The organism is Pyrinomonas sp., from assembly GCF_040289685.1.
Lineage (GTDB): Bacteria > Acidobacteriota > Blastocatellia > Pyrinomonadales > Pyrinomonadaceae > Pyrinomonas.
Map to the genome: position 1 here is coordinate 1 of NZ_PSLQ01000094.1, position 2,288 is coordinate 2,288.

Annotated in this window: 3 protein-coding genes; 1 reads left to right on the forward strand and 2 read right to left on the reverse strand. The window is 60.8% G+C overall.

Annotated elements, in window-relative coordinates:
* Window positions 1-22: 22 nt before the first annotated feature.
* Window positions 23-1,090, forward strand: coding sequence for a VWA domain-containing protein (locus C4334_RS13920; RefSeq protein WP_352432694.1), 1,068 nt, complete (start codon window positions 23-25; stop codon window positions 1,088-1,090).
* Between the two features lie 63 nt (window positions 1,091-1,153).
* Here C4334_RS13920 and C4334_RS13925 read toward each other — a convergent pair whose 3' ends face one another.
* Complete coding sequence (locus C4334_RS13925) at window positions 1,154-1,357, reverse strand: hypothetical protein (protein ID WP_352432695.1); 204 nt, start codon at window positions 1,355-1,357, stop codon at window positions 1,154-1,156.
* Between the two features lie 322 nt (window positions 1,358-1,679).
* Window positions 1,680-2,288 (reverse strand): hypothetical protein (locus tag C4334_RS13930; RefSeq protein ID WP_352432696.1); only part of this gene is annotated, 609 nt, incomplete at its 5' end.

Sequence of the window (2,288 nt, forward strand, 5' to 3'; positions counted from 1 at the left end):
ATTAAGGTTAAGGACGCCGAAGATGAATGCTGCGCCGCCGTTTTGCCGCTGTTTGTGCTCGATCGTCTGTACCGCCGCGCTCTTTGCGCAGACGGTCGTCGCCCAACAAGCACCCGTTGACCCCGCTCGGCAAACCCGTCCGCGTCGCGTTTCGCCACCAGTCAGCGGCAGCGAATCGCTCGAAGAAGTGATTCGCGTTGAGACGGATCTCGTCCTCGTTGACGTCACGGTGACGGACCACCAAGGGCTTCCCGTGCGCGGACTGAGAGCAGAAGACTTTCGCATCTACGACGATGGAGAGGAGCGGCCCGTCGCTTTTTTCAACGTTGAGCAGCGGACTGGCGGCGTGCGCCCCGTGGCGGTGGTTTTCGCGTTGGATGTATCGGGCAGCATGCGCGCCGATGAGATGTTGAGGTTACGCCAAGCGCTGGAGGCGTTTGCGCGCTCCATGGCTGGGCGCCCCTTCACTTATGCCGTGATGAGCTTCGGCATGCGCGTCAAGGTCTTGCAAAACTTCACGGATGATCCGCGGCGTTTCGAGCGCGTTTTCGCTCAATTGGCGCGCGACGTCAATGGGCTTTCGACGCACGCTTACGATGCGGTGGATGACGCGATCCGTTTGCTCGCGCGTCATGCGCCGCGCACGCGAAGCGGCATTCCCGTAAAACGGGCCGTCGTGCTGGTGACCGATGGGTTCCCAGTGGGCGACACCATCTCGCCGCAGACCGTGATCGAGCGCGCCAATGCCGCCGACGTGAGCGTCTATTCAGTGACGCTGCCATCTTACTCGCGCTTCGTCTCCGCCGCTTCGATGCGAGCGCCTCTGCCGACGCCGCTTGACGTGAGCGGCTTAGTCGAGATGACAGGCGGGAGGAACTTTTACGCGACCGAAGATGATTTCGATTCGCTCTTTCGCGCGATGGCCGAGGAGATCAATGCCGCCTACGCTTTGGCCTTTTACCCACCGGAGCAGAAGCGGCGCGATGGACTCTTTCATACGGTCCGCATTGAAGGGCCGCGCGGTCTTCGTTTACGTCAAAGCCGAACCGGATATCGTTTCGATCCAGCGACCAAACGGCTCGTTCAATAATAACTTTTCGACGAAAACGCGCGCAGCCCTCTGTGCAGTTCGAATCCTCGGGTCAATCTCTTCTCAGTAGTCGTAGTCCTCCTCGTCTTCATCCTCCTCGAAATCGTATTCCTCATCCCCTTCTTCGACGAGGTCGAGTTCGACCGGATCGAGTCCGACGATCTCCAACTCGGCCCCGCACTCTTCACAGGAGATGATGTCCCCCTTGTCCATGTCGAGATCGACGTGGACTTCGGCATCGCACTCAGGGCAAATTCCTGTGGGCACTGTTTTTTCACCTCCGGTACGTTGCTGATGATATCAAGAGGCACACCCACCCTGTGGGGAGACCTCCAGCATGAGAACGTTTCATGCGCCGCACACACTCTACCCACCTGCCGACGATTTTGCAATAGCGCTTGCTCGTGGCTTGCGCGACGCCGATTTCAAGGAGCGCCTGGGCTGCAAAGGCTGAAGGTCTGCCGGGCGGAAGATGGCGCGGCGTATTCGCGGTGTTGCTGCTTTCGCAGTGCACGGATAGACACGGCGAGCGTTACGCCGTTGAGATAGCCTCCCCATCCGCGGTGTCGCTGCTTTCGCGTGGCGCGACTCAATCGCGTGCGAGACGGCGCCGCGCCTGCTCGGCTTCGGGACTTTGCGGGTAACGGCGCAGCAATTCGCGCCAACCAGCGCCGTCGTACCGAAATCTTCGCTCCGCGCCATCCCACACGAAACGGATGCCTTGCCGGTTGTAACGGTCGAGTCCGACGTAGTTCATGAAATAGCTGTGCGCCGGAGCACCGGTGGCAGTCATCTCCGCCGGATTCAGTCTCCTGAGCGCATCGCGCGAAAGGTCTTCGGCCACACGCTCGGCAGCTTCTGCCAACAGAAGCAACACGGCAGGTCTATGTGGTGATCGCGCGAAATGGCGAAGAAAGAGTTGCGCGCGGGCAATGCGCTCGAAGCCACGGGAAGCGCGAATTAGATCGAAAAGACGCTGGTCGTCGCCAGCGCGAAACGGCGAGGCGAGAGCGTCACGTTGCACCCATCCGCGCGTGCGGCGCGTGACGGCCACGCGCTCGAACAGAACGCCATCAGCGGTCCGTCGCGCGCCGAGCAACTGCACTACGCGCCCGCGCCCGAGGCGACGCACCAATCTGGCAGAAAGACTTGGTTCAGCGCGCAACGCTGCCAATCGTTCGTCCATGACAATGGCTTT